18 protein-coding genes are annotated in these 19,172 nt (G+C 68.9%); 13 read left to right on the forward strand and 5 right to left on the reverse strand.

The genetic code is table 11. From position 1 onward, the window contains the following. On the reverse strand, positions 1-1,992 hold a 1,992-nt coding region (locus OXR60_RS09565), incomplete at its 3' end, for a TonB-dependent receptor (RefSeq protein WP_267395655.1). A 179-nt stretch (positions 1,993-2,171) separates the two neighbouring features. Here OXR60_RS09565 and OXR60_RS09570 point away from each other — a divergent pair. Next, positions 2,172-3,194, forward strand: coding sequence for an alpha/beta hydrolase (locus OXR60_RS09570; RefSeq protein WP_267395656.1), 1,023 nt, complete (start codon positions 2,172-2,174; stop codon positions 3,192-3,194). A gap of 17 nt (positions 3,195-3,211) precedes the next feature. On the opposite strand, the gene OXR60_RS09575 is transcribed toward OXR60_RS09570, so the two are convergent. Further along, positions 3,212-3,742, reverse strand: a complete 531-nt coding sequence (locus tag OXR60_RS09575) for a gamma carbonic anhydrase family protein (RefSeq protein ID WP_267395657.1) — start codon at positions 3,740-3,742, stop codon at positions 3,212-3,214. A 287-nt stretch (positions 3,743-4,029) separates the two neighbouring features. Here OXR60_RS09575 and OXR60_RS09580 point away from each other — a divergent pair, with 287 nt between their 5' ends. The 11 genes from OXR60_RS09580 to OXR60_RS09630 all read left to right on the forward strand — a co-directional run bounded on the left by OXR60_RS09580 (position 4,030) and on the right by OXR60_RS09630 (position 13,168). Further along, positions 4,030-5,463 (forward strand): methyl-accepting chemotaxis protein, encoded by a 1,434-nt coding sequence (locus OXR60_RS09580; RefSeq protein WP_267395658.1) that lies wholly within the window; start codon positions 4,030-4,032, stop codon positions 5,461-5,463. A gap of 29 nt (positions 5,464-5,492) precedes the next feature. After that, entirely contained in the window at positions 5,493-5,783 is a 291-nt protein-coding gene (locus OXR60_RS09585; protein WP_267395659.1) for an STAS domain-containing protein, read from the forward strand. After that, positions 5,780-7,915, forward strand: a complete 2,136-nt coding sequence (locus OXR60_RS09590; RefSeq protein WP_267395660.1) for a chemotaxis protein CheA — start codon at positions 5,780-5,782, stop codon at positions 7,913-7,915. Before OXR60_RS09585 ends, OXR60_RS09590 begins: the two co-directional genes overlap by 4 nt. Continuing rightward, a complete protein-coding gene (locus OXR60_RS09595) occupies positions 7,912-8,772 on the forward strand; it encodes a CheR family methyltransferase (protein WP_267395661.1) in 861 nt (286 codons plus the stop codon). Before OXR60_RS09590 ends, OXR60_RS09595 begins: the two co-directional genes overlap by 4 nt. Further along, positions 8,769-9,782, forward strand: coding sequence for a chemotaxis response regulator protein-glutamate methylesterase (locus OXR60_RS09600; protein ID WP_267395662.1), 1,014 nt, complete (start codon positions 8,769-8,771; stop codon positions 9,780-9,782). Before OXR60_RS09595 ends, OXR60_RS09600 begins: the two co-directional genes overlap by 4 nt. After that, positions 9,779-10,330, forward strand: a complete 552-nt coding sequence (locus OXR60_RS09605) for a chemotaxis protein CheD (protein WP_267395663.1) — start codon at positions 9,779-9,781, stop codon at positions 10,328-10,330. The genes OXR60_RS09600 and OXR60_RS09605 overlap by 4 nt, the downstream gene beginning before the upstream one ends. A 26-nt stretch (positions 10,331-10,356) precedes the next feature. After that, complete coding sequence (locus OXR60_RS09610) at positions 10,357-10,722, forward strand: response regulator (RefSeq protein WP_267395788.1); 366 nt, start codon at positions 10,357-10,359, stop codon at positions 10,720-10,722. 10 nt (positions 10,723-10,732) lie between these two features. Continuing rightward, positions 10,733-11,194 (forward strand): chemotaxis protein CheW, encoded by a 462-nt coding sequence (locus tag OXR60_RS09615; RefSeq protein ID WP_267395664.1) that lies wholly within the window; start codon positions 10,733-10,735, stop codon positions 11,192-11,194. A 25-nt stretch (positions 11,195-11,219) separates the two neighbouring features. Beyond that, positions 11,220-12,239, forward strand: a complete 1,020-nt coding sequence (locus tag OXR60_RS09620; RefSeq protein ID WP_267395665.1) for a chemotaxis protein CheB — start codon at positions 11,220-11,222, stop codon at positions 12,237-12,239. Then, on the forward strand, positions 12,239-12,526 hold the full coding sequence (locus OXR60_RS09625) for a hypothetical protein (RefSeq protein WP_267395666.1): 288 nt from the start codon (positions 12,239-12,241) through the stop codon (positions 12,524-12,526). The genes OXR60_RS09620 and OXR60_RS09625 overlap by 1 nt, the downstream gene beginning before the upstream one ends. Positions 12,527-12,643: 117 nt before the next feature. After that, positions 12,644-13,168, forward strand: a complete 525-nt coding sequence (locus OXR60_RS09630; protein ID WP_267395667.1) for a MarR family winged helix-turn-helix transcriptional regulator — start codon at positions 12,644-12,646, stop codon at positions 13,166-13,168. Here the strand turns inward: OXR60_RS09630 and OXR60_RS09635 are convergent. Together OXR60_RS09635 and OXR60_RS09640 are read right to left on the reverse strand one after the other, a co-directional pair. Next, positions 13,131-13,307 carry a hypothetical protein gene (locus OXR60_RS09635; RefSeq protein ID WP_267395668.1) on the reverse strand — a complete coding sequence of 59 codons (177 nt, stop codon included), beginning with the start codon at positions 13,305-13,307 and terminating at the stop codon, positions 13,131-13,133. The genes OXR60_RS09630 and OXR60_RS09635 overlap by 38 nt on opposite strands. 228 nt (positions 13,308-13,535) lie before the next feature. Continuing rightward, positions 13,536-14,549, reverse strand: a complete 1,014-nt coding sequence (locus tag OXR60_RS09640; protein WP_267395669.1) for a ligase-associated DNA damage response exonuclease — start codon at positions 14,547-14,549, stop codon at positions 13,536-13,538. Between the two features lie 92 nt (positions 14,550-14,641). On the opposite strand from OXR60_RS09640, the gene OXR60_RS09645 reads away from it, so the two are divergent. Further along, positions 14,642-17,056: a ligase-associated DNA damage response DEXH box helicase gene (locus OXR60_RS09645; protein WP_267395789.1), complete on the forward strand. Its 2,415-nt coding sequence runs from the start codon at positions 14,642-14,644 to the stop codon at positions 17,054-17,056. A 15-nt stretch (positions 17,057-17,071) separates the two neighbouring features. Here the strand turns inward: OXR60_RS09645 and OXR60_RS09650 are convergent, their stop codons facing one another. Beyond that, positions 17,072-19,003: a potassium transporter Kup gene (locus OXR60_RS09650; protein WP_267395671.1), complete on the reverse strand. Its 1,932-nt coding sequence runs from the start codon at positions 19,001-19,003 to the stop codon at positions 17,072-17,074. Positions 19,004-19,172 lie beyond the last annotated feature (169 nt).

Below are 19,172 nucleotides of genomic sequence, written 5' to 3' on the forward strand. Positions count from 1 at the left end.
CCCCGCAAATGGGTTGGGCCCGGTGCCGTTGCGAAACGCCTCCAGTTCCTTCTGGATCTTGGACTTGATCGGCGCCGAGAAGTTGATCCCCCAGCGCAGCGACGAGCTTTCCGACCGCGCGAAGTTGATCGGCCGGGTATCGAGCCGGATCAGCGTGCCATCGGCATCGCGGGTGAAGCGATCGGGGAAGGCCGCTTCGATCGCCGCCGTTGCTGCCGGGAAAGACGCAATCGGGTTGTCGGTGTGGGTGTTGGTGTAATTGGCGGTGAAATTGATGTCCTTGCCGCTCCACGGCTTGAGCGTCAGCCCGAGCTTGGCGACATGGCGGTTGTCGGCAACAAGATCGGCGTTGCCGCCGGCGAGCGTGGTCACCGTCGCGGTGGTGCCGGTGACATAATCGAACACGCGCACATTGGGCGTGCTGATGTTCGGATTGCCGAGCTGCGCCGCGGTCGGCGCCTCGTCGGCATCGCTGATCGAGCCGATCAGGCGGATCGCGGTGATCGGCGCCCAGTTGATCCCATAGCCGATCGTGGTCAGCGTGCCGAAGTCGGAGAGTTGCTGGGCCTCGGCGTTGACGTTGACCGAGAGGTTGCCGAGCCAGGGCAGCACGTTCTTGCTGCGGCTGGTGAGCGGCACGTCGAGATTGACGCGGCCGCCGATCGAATCGCGGCTGACCTGCCCCGCCCCGACCACGCCGGCACGATAGGAGCTGCTGTCGAAATCGCTGGTATCGGCCTCGATCCGCAGCGCGGTCGACACCGGGCCAGCGGGCAACGAGAACAGGCTGCCGTTGACCAAGGCGGTGGCGCTGCCGGTGCTCGAGGTGGAGTAAGCGCGGGTGGCGGGGCTCGCGGCAAAATCCGAGGCGGTCACCGGGCCGAGCGGGTCGGCGGTGGGATCGTTGGCATTGAGCCGCGCCTGGAAGGCGGTGGCGTCGACCCCGGTCTCGGTGAAGGTTTCGCTGTGGACGCGATCGTAGGTGCCGGTCACCGTCCATTGCCAGCCGGTGCCGATGCTGCCGTTGAGCGTGGTGCCGAGATGCGCGGACAGGGCCGAGTTGCGCTGCGCAAGCGGGGCGAAATCGCCGCCGTCGAGCACGCGGGTGAGGCTGGTGGCGCCGACATCGGCGGCGAAGGGATTGTCGGTCGGCACGGTGAGCGCCACCCGCGGCAGGCCGAACAGGCCGACGCTGTTGCTCGATTCGATCTCGGCATTGACCGTCGCCGACACGTTGCCGATCGGGCGGGCAAAGACCGCGTTGGTGTTGAGCGTCTGGCTGAACGGCAGCAGCGTGCGATACGGGCGCTGGTCAAAGCCGCTGGTATCGCCCGTGCTGTCGTCGCTCCCCGCGGCGATGTTGCGCTCCGATTCGGTGAGCGTCGAGCTTTGGGTATATTTGGTGTGGAGGTTGAAGCGCTTGCCCTGCTGGATCGTCAGCAGATCGACATCGGCCTGGGGGATGTTGCGGCCGCCATCGGTAGCGGCGCGATCGGCGAGCTCGACGGTGGTGGAATGGAAGCGGCGGCGCAGCACGATGTTCACCACGCGCTGATCGGCGCGATAACCGTATTTGAGCGCGACTTCCTCGGGCAGGATGTCGACGCGCGCGATCGCCTCGGTGGGGATGTCGCGGATCTCCTGGAAACCCGAGATGCGCTTGCCGTTGAGCAGCACCACCGGCGGGCCGCCGACGCCGCTGGTGGTCTGCGGCGCAAGCTCGGTGAGCAGGTCCGACACCGAGCTGACGCCATAGCTGCGGATGTCCGCCGGCCCGAGCTGTTCCTCGGGTGGGATGTCGCCGACCACCGAGCCCGGCAGGTTGCGGCTGCCGCGGACGATGATGTCGGGTTCGTCACCCTGATCCTGCGCCTGGGCCGCGGCCGCCGCCTTGGTCGCAGGCGCGGCGGCAGGCACCGGGGCCGCGGCCTGTTGCGCCTGCGCCATCGCCGGCCAGCTCGCCGCCACCATCATCGCCGCCACGTAACGCATGCCTACTCCCGAACTTCTGCGCGGCCTCTAGCGCACAATTGTCGCAGAACTATGCCGGGCATCATTAATGAAGCGGTCGACCAAATCCTGTTATGCAACCGAAAGGCGCGTGCCGCGCTTGCACCGGGCGAACTTGCACGGAACCGACCACGACGATGCCGCAACTTGAGGAAGCCGACTTGGACGACCGCCCGGACCCGATCGATGATGCCGCGCGGGAGAGGATCGGCCTTGGCGCCATGGACATGCGCTCGGTCGCCTCGCTGCTCGGCGGCGCGGCGCTGACCGCGGCCTCGGGCATGGGGCTCGCCTTCTACGCCGATCAGGTGGCGCGCGAGGCGGAGCGGCTGGTGCCGCCCGACGGCGCTTTCATCGAAGTGCCGGGCGCGCGGCTGCACGTGGTCGACACCGGCAAGCCGGGCGACACCAGGCCAGCGATCGTCATGGTCCACGGCCTCGGCGGCCAATCGCGCAACTTCGCCTATGCGCTGGTCGAGCGGCTCGCGCCCGATCACCGGCTGGTAGTGGTCGATCGCCCGGGCTCGGGCTATTCGCGCGTGCTCGGGCCGGGCGTGCCGGGGATCGTCGAGCAAGGGCTGATCATCGCCGCGCTGATCGAGACGCTGGGGCTGAAGCAACCGCTGATGGTCGGCCATTCGTTCGGCGGCGCGGTGTCGCTGGCGCTGGCGCTGGAACGGCCCGAGCTGGTGCGCGGGCTCGCGCTGCTGGCGCCGCTGACCCAGGTGGTGGGTCATGTCCCCGCGGTGTTCAGGGGATTGGCGGCGCTACCGGTGCCGGTGCGCCACGCCATGGCGCAGACGATCGGCACGCCGCTGAGCCGCGTCGCCGCGCCGCACATGCTCGACGCCGCGTTCGCCCCCGAGGCGGCGCCGGCCGATTTCGCGATCCGCGGCGGCGGGCTGCTGGCGCAGCGGCCGTGCAACATCGCCGCCGCCGCCGCCGATCTCGGCAAGGCCAATGAGACGCTGGCGGCGCTCGCCTTGCGCTACCCGGATATCACGGTGCCCGTGTCGATCCTGTTCGGGCGCGACGACCGGGTGCTCGATCCGGCGCTGCACGGCCAACGCACCGCGGACGCCATCCCCGGCGCGCGGTTCAAGCTGATCGATGGCGGCCACATGATCCTGGTGACGGCGCCGGACCGGACCGCCAAGTTCATCGCCAAGGCGGCGCGGCGGTAGGCCGCCATCAAGGCCGCTCAGGAAAGGGCGCGCAACCCTGCGGCATAGCGCCGGGCATTGGCGACATAGGTCGCCGCGGATAGCCTGAGGCCGGCGATCTCGGTGTCGGTGAGCGGCCGCACCAATTTGGCCGGCGCGCCGACGATCAGCGAGCCTGCGGGGAAGGTCTTGCCCTCGGTCACCAGCGCATGGGCGCCGACGATCGAATCGGCGCCGATCACCGCGCGGTTGAGCAGGGTCGCCCCCATCCCGATCAGGCTGTTGTCGCCGACGCTCGCGCCATGGACGATCGCGCGATGGCCGATGGTGACGCCGCGGCCGATGGTGGCGGGCACCCCGGGATCGGCGTGGATCACCGCGCCGTCCTGGACATTGCTGTCGTCGCCGATCGTGATCGGATCATTGTCGCCGCGCAGCACCGCGTTGAACCAGACCGACGCCCGCGCGCCGAGCGTGACACGGCCGATCACCTGCGCGCCGGGCGCCACCCACGCCTCGGCGCCGAGCTGCGGTGCCACATCGCCCAATGCGTAACAGGTCACGGCCACTTCCTTTATCAGCGGCGTCGATCGATATGCGCCGGCCGGTCGGCGTGCAACTTCGGCCCTTGAGCAGGCGACCGATTCGGACTCATTCGCGCCGAGCGCAGCGTGCCCGATTCAACGAATTTAGTGGCTATCGTGACGCCACGCATGGATTTCCGCGGCGGCCGATGCACCCGGCAACAGCCGATTACACTCGAATTGGTTGCTCAACGCCGCATTAAGAACCCGCTGCAATTTTCCTCGCACATCACGAGGCGGACGGTCCCGCCGGCGACAAACGAGGTCCAATCATGTTCAGCTGGTTCGAAAAGCAGGCGCCGATCCGCTTGAAATTCAAGGTGCTGACGCTGATCCAGCTGATCATGGGCGGCATCGGCATCGCCGTCGTCACCATGACCGCAACCGGCATGATCGGCGGCAGCCCGCTGTTCGACATCACGGTATCGGTGCTCACCGTGGCGGTGATGGTGATCTCGACGATCATCGCCGGCCGCATCATCTGCCGGCCTTATGTCAACACGGTGGTGCGGATGGAGGCGCTCGCCGCCGGCGATCTCGCCAGCCCGATCGACTATACCGATTACAAGGATTGCGTCGGCCGGATGACCCGGGCGATGGCGATCTTCGGCCGCAACATGGAAGAGGCCAACACCGTCGAGGCGCAGCGGCTGATGGCCAAGACGCTTGGCGAGGGGCTCGGCCAGCTCGCCTCGGGCAACCTCACCTTCCGCATCGACGGCGGCTTCCCCGCCGAATTCGAGAATCTGCGCACCGATTACAATCGCGCGATGACCGCGATGATGGATGCCGTCACCGCGGTGAGCCACGCCGCCGCCGGGATCAACAGCGGCGCCAGCGATATCCGCAGTGCGTCCGACGATCTGTCGATGCGCACCGAGCAGCAGGCTGCGAGCCTCGAAGAGACCGCCGCGGCGATGGACGAGATCACCTCCACCGTCCGCCAGACCGCGTCGGGCGCCAACCGCGCTAATTCGGTGGTCGCCGAGGCGCGCGTCGAGGCCGAGCAATCGGGCCAGGTGGTCGCCCGTGCGGTGGACGCGATGAGCGGGATCGAGCGCTCGTCGTCGGAGATTTCCGAGATCATCTCGGTGATCGACGGCATCGCCTTCCAGACCAATCTGCTCGCGCTCAACGCCGGGGTCGAGGCGGCTCGTGCTGGCGATGCCGGCCGCGGCTTCGCGGTGGTCGCCTCCGAAGTCCGTGCGCTCGCCCAGCGCTCGGCGGAGGCCGCCAAGGACGTCAAGACGCGGATCCTCGCCTCGTCGCAGCAGGTGGACGCCGGCGTCGAACTGGTCAGCGAGACCGGCAAGGCACTGCAGCGGATCATCGGCCGGTTCGGCGAGATCAGCACGCTCGTCTCGCAGATCGCCACCGCCGCCGACCAGCAGGCCAATGGCCTCCAGCAGGTCAACACCGCGGTGAGCGAAATGGACGGCGTCACCCAGCAGAACGCCGCGATGGTGGAGCAGGCGACCGCCGCGGCGCGGACGCTGTCGGCCGAGGCGGACGAACTCGCCCGCCAGGTGGCGCGGTTCGGAATCGAGGATGCGGGCAGCCCGGCGCGCGGCGGCGGCGTGGTCCACCGTCTCCAGGAGCGCGCCGCCGAGGCGGGCCGCAGCATCGCCCGCACCGCCAAGCGCGGCGGCGGCGGTCGCAGCCCCGCGGTGGCGGTGGCGGTCGACAATGACTGGTCGGCCTTCTGAGCCCTGCCCTCGCGCTGAAAGCACCTGCGATGACGGATCCCTATCCGCTCGGCACCAGTCTCGACACGGCGGCCGCCGGGCCCCTGCGCGCAGCGCTGCTCGGCTTGGTCGAGCGCCGCCAGCCTATGCTGCTCGACGGCGCCGGCGTGGCCCGGGTGGGCATTGCGTGCCTCCAGGTGCTGGCCAGCGCCCGCGCCACCGCGGCGGCCGATGGCCTTGGCTATCACCTCGCCGATGCCAGCGAGCCGCTGGCGGCAATGGCCACGCTCGCCGGGCTTGCCGTCGTGCTCGATCCCGTCAGCTCGAGAGATGACCGATGAACCTCGACGAGATCCAGCAGATCTTCTTCCAGGAGTGCGAGGAAGGCCTTGCGGCGATGGAGGCCAATTTCGGCATCGTCCGCCAGGGCGGTGGCGATCCCGAGACGATCAACACCATCTTTCGCGCGGTTCATTCGATCAAGGGCGGCGCCGGCGCCTTCGGCCATGAGCGGCTGCAGGCCTTCACCCACGATTACGAGACGCTGCTCGACCTGATCCGCAATGGCACGCTGACGCTGACACCCGAGCTGCTCGGCACCATCGTCGCCGCCTTCGATCTGCTCGCCGACCATGTCGCCGCGGCGCGCGACGGCGGCGCGGCGCCGGCCGACGGCGCGATGCTGGCGCGGCTGGTCGCGGCGGCACAGCCGGGCGCGCCCGAGGTGGCCGCGACGGATCCGGTCGCCGCGTCGCCAGTCGCCGCGGTGGCGACTGGCGACGATGGCTTCGACGATCTGTTCGCCATGTTCGACGCCGATGCGGGTGCCGACGAGGTCGTGCCGGCATGGCGCGTCAGCTTCCGCCCCGGCGCGAGCGCGCTGGAGCATGGCGGCGAGCCGCTGCTGCTGCTGCGCGAGTTGGCGCTGCTCGGCGGCGCGGTGATCGACGCCGACCTGTCCGTGCTGCCGCTGCTCGGCGACCTCGATCCCGAACAGCCTTACGTGAGCTGGACGGTGTCGGTGCCCGGCGGCGTCGCCGAGGACGACATTCACGCAGTGTTCGATTTCACCGACGGCGCGCTGCTGGTGGTGGCTCGCGAGGGCGCGGAGCCCCAGGCGGCCGACGAGGAGATGCTGGTCGATCTGTCGCCCGAGCCGGTCGCGGCGCCAGCGCCGCCGGTCGTGCACCCGGAGGCGGTGGTGCAGGATATCCTGCCAGCGGCCGAACCGGTCGCGGTGCGCGACATGCCGGCGCCGTCCGCGCCCGTCGCGGTCGCGCAGACCATCCGCGTCGATCTCGACAAGCTCGACCGGCTGGTCAACCTGGTCGGCGAGCTGGTGATCACCCAGGCGATGCTCGCGCAGCGATTGTCCGAGCAATCGATGGCGGGGATCGCCGAACTGACCGATCTCGAGCACCTCACCCGCGAGCTGCAGGAATCGACCATGGCGATCCGCGCCCAGCCGATGAAGACGGTGTTCAGCCGCGTTCCACGGATCATCCGCGAGCTCGAGACCGAGACCGGCAAGCGCGTCCGCCTCGATGTCGAGGGCGAGATGACCGAGGTCGACAAGACGGTGGTGGAGCGGATCGGCGAGCCGCTCACTCACCTCATCCGTAACGCCGTCGACCATGGCCTGGAGACGCCCGACGAGCGGGTCGCGATCGGCAAGCCCGCCGAGGGCGTCGTCCGCCTCTCCGCGGCGCATCATTCGGGGCGGATCGTCATCACCGTGGCCGACGACGGCCGCGGCATCGATCGTGCGCGGGTGCGCGCCAAGGCGGTGGAGCGCGGCATCATCGCCGTCGATGCGATCCTCACCGACGAGGAGATCGACAACCTCATCTTCGCGCCCGGCTTTTCGACCGCGGCGGCAGTGACCAACGTCTCGGGTCGCGGCGTCGGCATGGATGTGGTGCGCAAGAACGTCCAGGCACTGGGCGGGCGGATCGGCATCCAGTCGGTGCTCGGCGCCGGCTCGTCCTTCTCGCTCAGCCTGCCGCTGACGCTCGCGGTGCTCGACGGCATGATCGTCACCGTCGGCGACCAGACCTTCGTGATCCCGCTCGGCCATATCGTCGAGAGCCTCCGGCCGAGCCTCGGCGGGGTTAAGGTGATCGGACCCAACGCGTCGCTGCTCGACGTGCGCGGCGAATATGTGCCCGTCCACCGCGTCGCCGAGCAGCTCGGCATCGCCGGCGCACAGACCGACCCGACCAGGGCGGTGCTGATCGTGGTCGAATCCGACTCCGGCCAGGCGGTGCTGATGGTCGACAGCATCCAGGACCAGCGCCAGGTGGTGGTGAAGAGCCTGGAGGCCAATTACCAGGCGATCCCCGGGCTTGCCGGCGCCACCATCCTCGGCGACGGCCGCGTCGCGCTGATCCTCGACGTCGATGCGCTGATCTCGCGCTGGCGCGGCGATCCGCGTGCCGGGTGCCTGCCGATGCCGCTGAGCATCGCCGCATGAGCGCCGCGACCAGCCAGGCGATGCGGCCGATGGAATTCGTGTTCGACGCCGCCGATCATCGCGCGATCGCCGCCTTCGTCTATCGCGAAGCCGGGATCATGATGCCACCGGGCAAGGCGCAGCTCGTCTACGGCCGGCTCGCGCCGCGGGTGCGGACCCGCGGGCTGACCAGTTTCGCCGATTATGTCGCGCTGATCGAGCATGACGGCGACGAGCGCACCCTCGCGCTCGACGCGCTCACCACCAACCACACCAGCTTCTTCCGCGAAGCGCATCATTATGATCATTTCATCAAGCAGGAATGGCCGGCGCTCGAGCAGCGGCTCGGCAACGGCGGCCGGGTGCGGATCTGGTCGGCGGCCTGCTCGAGCGGCGAGGAACCCTATTCGCTGCTGATGGCGATGTTCGGCGCGTCGCTCGGCAACGGCCAGCGGCTCGCGCGTACCGACCTGCGCGTGCTCGGCACCGATCTTTCCACCGAGATCCTCGCCGCCGCCCATGCCGGCCGCTACGCGCTCGACGCAGTCAAGACCGTTCCCGCGCCGCTGCGCACGACCTGGCTGCGCCGCGCCGGCGATAAGGCGGAGGTGCAACCGCTGGTCCGCGAGGTCGTCGCGCTGCGCAAGCTCAACCTGCTCGAGAGCTGGCCGATGCGCCGGCCGTTCGACGCGATCTTCTGCCGCAACGTGATGATCTATTTCGACGAGGCGACCAAGGAGCGGCTGCAGGCGCGGCTCGCCGACCAGCTAGTCCCCGGCGGCATGCTCTACATCGGCCATAGCGAGCGGCTCGCCGCCTCGGTGGCGCCGCAGTTCGACTGCGTCGGCCGCACCTCGTTCCGCAAGGTGGCGGCATGACGGTACGCACCCTGGTGGTGGACGATTCCGCGTCGATGCGCGCGATGGTGAGCCATGTGCTCAGCCAGGACGCCGAGATCGAGGTCGTCGGCACCGCCGACGGCCCGCACGCCGCGCGCGAGATGATCAAGGCGCTCAACCCCGACGTGATCACCCTCGACGTCGAGATGCCGGGGATGAACGGGCTCGATTTCCTCGACAAGATCATGCGGCTGCGGCCGATGCCGGTGGTGATGCTGTCGACCCTCACCGGCCGCGGCGCCGAGGCGACGATCCGCGCGCTTGAACTGGGCGCGTTCGACTGTTGCGAGAGGCCCGGCGCCGCGTTTGGCGCAGAGGTGGCCGAGGGCCTGTCGCGGATGGTCAAGGCGGCGGCGCGAAGTCGTGCCCGCGCGCGGACGCTGGCGCCGTCGCGCGGCCCGGCCGACTACAGCCCGCGCGCCGATGCGCTGATCGCGATCGGCTCGTCGACCGGCGGCGTCGAGACGCTGATCGAGCTGCTCGCCGGCTTCCCCGCCAACTGCCCGCCGACGGTGATCGTCCAGCACATGCCCGCGCCCTATGTGCCGACCTTCGCGGCGCGGCTCGACCGATTGTCGGCACCGACGGTGAGCGAAGCCTATTCGGGCGCGCCGCTCAAAGCCGGCCAGGTCTATATCGCGCCGGGCGGCACCTACCATCTCGAGGTCACCGGCGGCACGCTGCGGCGCTGCCGGCTGGTCGCGGATGACAAGATGAGCGGGCATCGCCCCTCGGTCGACCGGCTGTTCCAGTCGGTCGCGCGCAGCGTCGGTGCGCCCGCGGTCGGCGCGATCCTCACCGGCATGGGCGCCGATGGCGCCGCCGGGCTGCTGGCGATGCGCGAGACCGGCGCGATGACGATCGGCCAGGATGAGGACAGCTGCGTGGTCTATGGCATGCCGCAGGCGGCGCACCAGATCGGCGCCGTCACCGTCCAGCTGTCGCTGCCGCGGATCGCGCCGCGACTGCTCCAGGAGTGCCGGGCATGATCGCGATGCCGACCCGCGACGGGCTGACGCGGATCAACATCATCCAGGGCGAGACCCGCGTCTCGGACGACCCCGGCGTGGTGCTCACCACGCTGCTCGGCAGCTGCATCGCCGCCTGCCTCTACGATCCGATCGGCCAGGTCGGCGGCATCAACCATTTCCTGCTTGCCGAGCCGGGCGCCGGCGACACCGATACCGCCTCGCTGCAACGCTATGGCGTCTATGCGATGGAGGTGCTGATCAACGCCATGCTGGCGATGGGCGCCGTCCGCTCCAACCTCAAGGCGCGGATCTACGGCGGCGCGGCGTTGCGCGACGGCTTCCGCGACATCGGTGCGACCAATGCGCTGTTCGCGCGGCGCTTCCTGCGCGACGAGCGGATCACGCTGGTCGGCGAGGATGTCGGCGGCACCGCCTCGCGACGGGTGGAATTCCGCCCCACCCTCGGCCTCGCGCGCTGCCGCACCGCTGCCGAGCGCGTGCCCGAGCGCCGCATGCCGCCCCTGCCCATCCCCGTCGCCGCCGTCGGCGATGTGGAGTTCTTCTGATGACCCGCCTTCCCCAGGAGCTGCCGTTGCAAGCCACGATCATGACCGTTGACGATTCCCCAAGCATGCGGATGCTGCTGCGCGTCGCGTTGACCGACCTTGGCTATGACGTCACCGAGGCGGAGGACGGCCAGCAGGCGCTGGAGCGGCTGGACGGCGGCTTGCCCGACCTGCTGATCACCGACATCAACATGCCCAACCTCGACGGCTTCGGCCTGATCGAGCGGCTGCGCGCCAACCCCGACAACCGCGCGCTGCCGATCCTGGTGCTGACCACCGAAAGCTCCGACGAAAAGAAGCAACGCGCGCGCGCCGCCGGCGCCACCGGCTGGATCGTCAAACCCTTCCACCCCGACAAGCTCGCGGCGGCGATCCGCCGCGTGCTGCACTGAGGATCATCCCATGTCCCGCCAGCTCATCACCTTCCAGATCGGCGACCAGATCCTCGGCGTCGACATCATGGCGATCCGCGAGATCCGCGCCTGGTCGCCCGCGACGCCGCTGCCCAACGTGCCCGCGCACGTCCGCGGCGTCGTCAACCTGCGCGGTGTGGTGCTGCCGGTGCTCGATCTCAGCCACCGCCTCGGCTGGGGGCTGACCAGCCCCAGCGCGCGCCACGTGATCATCGTGGTGCGGATCGGCGACCAGCTCCAGGGGCTGATCGTCGACGCGGTCAACGACATCGTCACCGTGCCCGACGACGGCATGCAGCCGCTTCCCGACATCGGCGACAATGCCGCCGCCAACTTCCTCGAGGGCCTCGCCACCATCGACCAGCGCCTGATCCTGGTGCTGGCGCTGGAGCGGCTGATCGACACCATCGCGCTCGCCCCCTCCTCCCCCTCTCTCGCCGAAGCGGCCTGATCCGGCCCGCCAGAAGGACGTACCAATGGTTGCCCCTACCAAGGTTCTCGTGGTCGACGACTCATTGACGATGCGCGCTTTATTGTCCGGCGCGCTCGAGCGAATTCCTAATGTCGTGGTGGTCGGATCCGCCGATGGTGCCGACGAGGCGCGCTCGATGACCGAGCAGCTCCGCCCCGACGTGATCACGCTCGATGTCGAAATGCCCGGCATGAGCGGTCTCGAATACCTCGCCGAGGTGATGGCCAAGCGGCCGATGCCGGTGATCATGTTCTCCACCCGCACCGAAGCCGGCGCCGAAGCCTCGGTGGAGGCGCTGCGGCTGGGCGCGATCGATTGTTTCCCCAAGCCCAAGGTCGCGGTCGCCGCCGAGTTCGACAAGATCCTCGCCAAGCTCGGCAAGCGGATCAAGGCGGCCAAGGGCATGGTGGTACACGCGCCGGGCGAGGCCAAGCCTGCCGCCACCGGCGCCACGTCCGCACTCGACTGGAACGGGCGCCTGCTCGCAGTCGGCGGCGAAGCGTCGAGCACCCAGGCGATGTTCGCGCTATTCGCGCAATTTCCCGCCAACTGCCCGCCGACGGTGGTGGTGCAGCATCTCGGCCCCGGCTTGGCCGAGACGCTGATCGCCAAGCTCGGCGAGCAGGTCGCCCCAAAGGTCGTGCTCGCCGCCGACGGCATGGAGCTCGAGCAGGGCACGATCTATCTCGCGCCGCCGGGCGACAGCCATGTGGTGGTCGATGGCTGGCCGAACGGCCGGCTCAAGATGCTTAGCCGCGATCCGGTGGCGGGCGAGCGGCCATCAATCTCGATCCTGTTCGCCTCGGTCGCCAAGGCGGCTGGCGGCGAAGCGGTGGGCGTGCTGCTCGGCGCCGACGGCGAGGATGGCGACGCCGGAATCAAGGCGTTGCAGGCGGCCGGCGGCTACGGCCTGGTACCGGCCGAGAAGCGCGCGGACGGCTTCGTGCTCGGCCGCCGCATGGTTTCGCAGCCGGTGCCCGGCGACCAGCTCGGGCGCAGCATCCTCAAGCTGTGCAGCAAGTGATGCTGGATCCTGCTCTCGCGCGGGCGCTGGCGGACGAGCTGGTGGACCTTACCCATCTGCTCTCCGAGCTCGCCTACGATCTCGCCGCCCATCCCGAGACGCTGCGGCGCCACATGCACAGCCTGCAGGCGGTGGATCGCGTCACCCAGACGCAGCTCGCGGTGGCCGAGCTGCTGCGCGCGACCGGGCCGATCGAGCGGCGGCTGGCGGCGGTGACGCTGGAAGACATGGCGGTGCGCCTGAACGACCGGCTGGCGCGTTATAGCGCCGAGGATGCCGCTGCGTGACCGCCGACGTTGTCAGGCAACGCCACGCGTTCGACCCTCGCGCGGTAGCGGTGGGTGCCGCCGCGCTTGCTTTCGGGTTTTACGGGGGTATTTCAGCGGCAGCCGAGGAAGAGTGAGATGACCATGGACGGCACCACAGCAGCATGGCGGATCGCGCGCGAGGAGCATGCGGACGCCTGGAGCGGCCATGCCCAGCATGACGCGACCGGCATCGGCGCGGCCGATCGGCGCGGCCCGGCGCGCGGCAAGGCCGGCAAGAACGATGGCGACGACGACGATCTCGTGCTGGCCGCGCTCGCGCGCGGCATCATCGCCGCCCGCCGCGCGCTGGGCGACGGTTTCGATCCCGCGCTGTTCGCCGATCCGGGGCTCGACATCATGCTGTACCTGTTCGCCGAGGGGCTGGACGGCGCTGGCGTGACCACCAACGCCTGCTGCGGCGCAGCGAGCGTGCCGCGGACCACCGCGCTTCGCTGGATTAAGCTGCTCGCCGATCGCGGCCTCGTCTCCAGCAGCGGCAATGCCAGCGATCGCCGCGTCACCATGCTTCACCTGACTGCCACGGGCCGGGCCGGTATCGCTGCCTGGCTGGCTCAGGCGGAGGTCATGCTCGCGCCACGCCTGTCGCTTCCGGGTCGCTGATCCGGCAGCCGAGATATTCCATCGCCTGGCTGACGTGGATCGCAGCCAGCAACTGATCTTCGGCGTCAAGCAACCGCAGCGCCTCGCCGAGGAGGGCGCAGACATGCTGATGGGCCGCCGTTGCCATCGGTTCGCTCACCGAGCCGATCCGACATCGACGCCAACGTCGACGCGGCACGAACGCCTGAAGCGCCTCTGCCGAACATCTGCACGCTGGATATCAACGAACTGGCTCACGGCGACTCCCTCGTGGATTATACAGATAATAACGCCTAACATGCGTTAGTGCTACTGCCATGTCAGGTAAATGATGCGTTCGACCGCATAAATGTTTCGCCGTGGCCTGCAACCAACTGTTTCGGCGACATTAATCGTCTTCGTCTTCGAACCCAACCAGCGCCAAGGCGCGCGCCTTGATCTGGCGGGTCATGCACCAATGGACCAGCGCGTCTTCACGGCCGTGCGTCACCCACACCTCGCGCGGCGCGATTTCGGTCAGCGTATCGATCAATTCGTCCCAATCGGCGTGATCGGACAGGATCAGCGGCAGCTCGACATTCTTCTGCCGGGCACGCTGGCGGACCCGCATCCAGCCGCTCGCCATCGCCGTGATCGGATCGGGCAGCCGCCGCGACCAGCGATCGTTAAGCGCGCCGGGCGGGCACATCACAACATGGCCAGCCATCTCCGCCTTCTTGGCGTCGGCGACCAGCCGCAGCTCGCCAAGCGGCACGCCGAGCTCGGCATAGAGGTCGCACAATCGCTGCAGCGCGCCGTGGAGGAAGATCGGCGCGTGGTGGCCGCGGGCGCGCAGCTCGGCGATCACCCGCTGCGCCTTGCCGAGCGCATAGGCGCCGACCAGCACGCAACGATCGGGGTTGGCGTGGAGGCGCTCGATGAGCTTGTCGATCTCGTCGCCGGTGTCGGGGTGGCGGAACACCGGCAGCGCAAAGGTCGCCTCGGTGACGAACACGTCGCATTTGACCGGCTGAAAGGGCGTGCAGGTAGGATCGGCGCGGCGCTTGTAATCGCCCGAGACGACGACGCGCTCGCCGCGATGGTCGAGCACGATCTGCGCGGAGCCGAGCACATGGCCGGCGGGGACGAAGCCGACATCGACGCCGCCGCTGCCCTCGGGCCCCATCCGGATCGTCTCGCCATAGGCGACCGGATGGCCGGCCTGCTCGCCGTAGCGCGCGTCCATGATGGCCAGCGTGTCCGGCGTCGCCCACACCGCCTGATGGCCGCCGCGGGCGTGATCGGCATGGCCGTGCGTCACCAGGGCGCGCGCGACCGGCTCGGACGGATCGATCCAGGCATCTGCGGGACGCACGTAAATGCCGTGAGGGTGGGGTTCGACCCAGTCGCCGAGCTTCGCCATGATACCTATATGGGTGAGATGACGGCTTGTTCCATTCCTCGGCGCCTTTGCTCCGTGCCGCTGCAAGCGCAGCGGCGCAGGAGCGCCGGCGCCTGACCGCTCTCCCCGCCCCCCTTGCCGATTGGTTCGCGCAGCGCGGCTGGCAGCCGCGGCGGCACCAGCTCGCGATGCTCGAGCAGGGCCGCGCCGGGCGGCATGCGCTGCTCGTCGCGACCACGGGTGCCGGCAAGACGCTGTCGGGCTTTCTGCCGAGCCTCGCCGAGCTGATCGAGACGCCTACGCAAGGGCTCCACACGCTCTACGTCTCGCCGCTCAAGGCGCTGGCGGTGGACATCCAGCGTAACCTCGTCACCCCGCTCGACGAAATGGGGCTGGACGGCGTGATCCGGGTCGAGACCCGCACCGGCGACACCCCGTCCGATCGCAAGGCGCGCCAGCGGGTCAAGCCGCCGCAGATCCTGCTGACCACGCCCGAATCACTGTCGCTGCTGCTGAGCTATCCCGACAGCTTCACCATGTTCGAAGGGCTGCGCACGATCGTCGTCGACGAGGTCCATGCCTTCGCCACCGGCAAGCGCGGCGACCTGCTCTCCTTGTGCATGGCGCGGCTGCAGCGGATCAGCCCGGGCCTGCGCCGGGTGGCCTTGTCGGCGACGGTGGCGGATGCCGACGGCTATCGTGCCTGGCTGGCGCCCGATGGCGACATCGACACGGTCAGCTTGGTGCAGGGCGAGGCCGGCGCCGATCCGGACATCGCGATCCTGCTGCCCGAGGGACGCGTGCCCTGGTCGGGCCATTCGGGGCGTTATGCCGCCGAGCAGGTGATGGCCGAGATCGAGACCCACAAGACCTCGATCATCTTCTGCAACACCCGCAGCCTCGCCGAGCTGATCTTCCAGGATCTTTGGAAGGTCAATGCGATGAGCCTGCCGATCGGCGTCCATCACGGCAGCCTCAGCCTGGAGGCGCGGCGCAAGGTGGAAGGCGCGATGGCGGCCGGGCGGCTGCGCGCGCTGGTCGCGACCGCCAGCCTCGATCTTGGCGTCGACTGGGGCGATGTCGATTGCGTGATCCAGATGGGCGCGCCCAAGGGCTCGAGCCGCCTGCTCCAGCGGATCGGCCGCTCCAACCACAGGCTGGAGGAATCGAGCGAGGCGATCCTGGTGCCGGGCAACCGCTTCGAATATCTCGAAGCGCGCGCCGCGCTCGACGCGGTCGAGGCGGGCGAGCTCGATCCCGACATCTTCCGCCCCGGTACGCTCGACGTGCTCGCGCAGCATGTCATGGCCTGCGCCTGCGCGGCGCCGTTCGAACAGGCCGGCTTGCTCGACGAGATCCGCAGCGCGCTGCCATATTCGGCGCTCGACGACGCGACGTTCGAGCGCGTGCTCGGCTTCATCCGCGACGGCGGCTACAGCCTCAAGGCCTATGACCGGTTCAAGCGGCTGACCCAGGACGCCGATGGATTGTGGCGGGTCAGCCACCCGCAGTTCGTGGTCCAGCACCGGCTCAATGCCGGGATCATCGTCGAGGCGACGATGCTCACCGTGCGCTTCAAGAACGGCCGCAGCCTCGGCAAGGTGGAGGAAGGCTTTGCCGCGAGCCTCACCCCCGGCGACACCTTTTTCTTCGCTGGCATCTCCTGCGAAGTGGAGCGAATCGACACCGAGGATCTGGTGGTACGCGCCTCGTCCAGGCCGGCGCGGATCCCGACCTATGGCGGCTCGCGGATGCCGTTGTCGACCAGCCTTGCCGATCGCGTCCGCGGCTTTCTCGATTCGCCCGGCGAATGGGCGCGCTTCCCCGACGACGTGCGCGAATGGCTCGAGTTCCAGCGGCTGCGCTCGGCGCTGCCGCGGCCCGGCCAGCTGCTGGTCGAGACCTTCCCGCGCGAGGGGCGCCACTACATGGTCGCCTACAGCTTCGAGGGCTGGAACGCGCATCAGTCGCTCGGCATGCTGATCACCCGACGGATGGAAGCGCAGGGGCTCAAACCGCTGGGCTTCGTCGCCAACGACTATGCGATCGCGACCTATTCGATCGAGAAGGTCACCGATCCCGCCTCACTGTTCAGCGCCGACATCCTTGAGCATGAGTTCGTCGACTGGGTCCAGCAATCGCACCTGCTTAAACGCGCGTTTCGCGAGGTCGCGGTGATCGGCGGGCTTGTCGAGCGCCAGCACCCCGGCAAGCGCAAGACCGGGCGCCAGGTGACCTTCTCGACCGATCTCATCTACGACGTGCTGCGCAAGTACGAGCCGACCCATCTGCTGCTCCAGGCGGCATGGGACGATGCGCGGGCGCGGATGACCGATGTCGGGCGCCTCGCGGGTCTGCTCGACCGCTCCGCCGAGACGATGCTCCATGTCGATCTCGACCGGGTGACGCCGCTCGCGGTGCCGGTGCTGACGCTGATCGGCCGCGAGAAGGTGGCGACCGGCTCGGCCGACGATGCGCTACTGATCGAGGCGGAAGCGCTGGCGGCAGAGGCGATGCGGATCGATTGAACGACGCGTCCCGCGCTAGACGGCGACCTGTTCGCCGAGCTCGACCACCTTGCCGGGCGGGATGCGCAGGAAGTCGGTGGGGTCGCTGGCGTTGCGCTGCATGAACATGAAGATCCGATCCTGCCACAGCGGCATGCCGACATCCGCATCGGGCTTCAGCGTGTTGCGGCCGATGAAGAAGGAGGTCTTCATCGGATCGAGCCCCAGGCTCTCGGCCTTGCCGCCGACGCCGAGGTCGTGCGGCACGTCGGGCGTTTCCATGAAGCCGTAGCTCAGCACCACCGAGGTGAAATTGTCGTCCAGCCGCTGCACGGTGGCGCGGTGCGCGGCGTCCACCACCGGGCGATCCTTGATGCGGATCGTCGCGACCAGATTGTGGGCGTGGAGCACCTTGTTGTGCTTGAGGTTGTGGAGCAGCGCGCCCGGCGCGTCATCGGGGTTGCCGGTGAGGAACACCGCGGTGCCCTCCACCCGCTCGGGCGGGCGCTTGGCGAGCGCCGCGGCGAGATCGGCGAGCGGGATGCTCTGGCGCTGCTCGAAGGTGCGGACGATGCCCTTGCCACGCACCCAGGTGGAGATCAGCAGGCCGATCCCGGCGGCGATCAGCAGCGGCACCCAGCCGCCCTCGATCACGCGCAGGATGTTGGCGCCGAAGAAGATCAGGTCGAGCACCAGGAACGGCAGGATCGCGGCCAGCGCCAGCGCGCGCGGCCAGTGCCAGACGTGGCGCGCGACGATGTAGCCGAGCAGCGTCGTCACCACCATCGTACCGGTGACGGCGATGCCGTAGGCGGCGGCCATCGCCGACGAGGTCTTGAACTCGATGATCAGCACCAGCACGCCGATCAGCAGCAGCCAGTTGATCGCGGGCAGATAGATCTGCCCGGCGAAGGCGGCCGAGGTCTGGCGGATGCGCATCCGCGGCAGCAGGCCGAGCTGCACCGCTTGCTGGGTGAGCGAGAAGGCGCCGGTGATCACCGCCTGGCTGGCGATCACGGTGGCGAGGCCGGCGAGCACGATCAGCGGCCCGCGGAACGATTCGGGCGCCATCAGGAAGAACCAGTCCTGGTTGACGAACGGCTTGCCCGCGCGCGCGGCTTCCTCGAGCCGGGCGAGCGCGAAGGCACCCTGGCCAAGATAGTTGAGCATCAGCGCGGGAAAGGCGAGCGCGAACCAGCCGATGCGGATCGGCAGCCGGCCGAAATGGCCCATGTCGGCGGTCAGCGCCTCGGCGCCGGTGACGGTGAGGAATACCGCGCCGAGCACGAACAGGCCGGTGACGCCGTGGCTGGCGAGGAACTCGATGCCGTAGATCGGCAGCAGCACCCGGAAGATCGAGGGCTCGTCGGCGATATGCCACAAGCCAAGGCCGCCGATGGTCAGGAACCAGACGATGCACACCGGGCCGAACAGCGCCGCCATGCTCGCCGTGCCGCGGCGCTGCATGAAGAACAGCGCGATCAGGATGACGATGGTGAGCGCGCGGATGCTGCTTTCGTTGAACACATGCGCCGCGCTCGGGATGGTGCGCAGCCCCTCCATCGCCGACAGCACCGACAAGGCCGGGGTGATGATCGCGTCGCCATAGAAGAGCGACGCCCCCGCGGCGCCGAGCACCAGCGCGATCGTCGAGCGGCGGCCGAGCGCGCGCCGGGCCAGCGCCGCGAGCGCGAGCACCCCGCCCTCGCCGTGATTGTCGGCGCGCATCAGGAACAGCACGTATTTGACGGTGACGATCAGCGTCAGCGTCCACAGCGCCAGGCTGAGCACGCCGAGGATCTCCGACGGATCGATGCCGTCGCCTGCCGACTGCCCGAGTGCTTCGCGAAAGGCGTAAAGCGGGCTGGTGCCGATATCGCCGAACACCACGCCGATCGCGCCAATGGTGAGGCCGATCAGCGCGGGATGCGGCTGATGATGATCGCTGGGTTCCACTGCGAGCGACATGCGCGCGTCTAATCCTTGAAGGGACGTCGTTTGGACAAAGAACTGGGCTTCGACAAAGAACTGGCCCCCCGGCAGAGGACGGGGCGCTTTACGCTTACTGCGGCAGGGCGCAAGCCCTTACCTATTGCGCTGCACAAGTCGCTGATTTGCGGCTTGATCGGGGCGCGTG

It is taken from the genome of Sphingomonas sp. GC_Shp_5, from assembly GCF_026540855.1.
Taxonomy (GTDB): domain Bacteria; phylum Pseudomonadota; class Alphaproteobacteria; order Sphingomonadales; family Sphingomonadaceae; genus Sphingomonas.